Genomic DNA, 291 nt, shown 5'->3' on the forward strand with positions numbered 1-291 from the left:
ACCGGCGGTGCTGATCTGCGGACGGTACATTTCGAAAGAGTCCATCTTCCGGATGGTGCCGTCGGGTACCTCCACCGCCGCAACGTAGGTGCACCCCAACGGATCCAGCAGCGACCGCTGGGAGTACCAGGCGTTCAGCGCCGCCACGCCCAGGCTCGCCTCCTCGAAGCACCAGGACTTAGAAAGCTCCGCCTCCTCGCGCAGGGACATCCCTCTCAGGTCGCCCGTGTAGCCACGACGCGCGCCGCCGGTGGTGGTGAAGCTCACCCCCATGCCACTGTCGGCTTCCAC

Annotated in this window: 1 protein-coding gene; it reads right to left on the reverse strand. The window is 66.3% G+C overall.

The features are described 5' to 3' along the window. Positions 1–291: DUF4213 domain-containing protein (locus tag NE591_RS15270; protein WP_256157103.1), on the reverse strand; the 291-nt coding region annotated here is incomplete at both ends.

Source organism: Adlercreutzia sp. DFI.6.23, from assembly GCF_024462535.1.
GTDB lineage: Bacteria > Actinomycetota > Coriobacteriia > Coriobacteriales > Eggerthellaceae > Adlercreutzia > Adlercreutzia rubneri.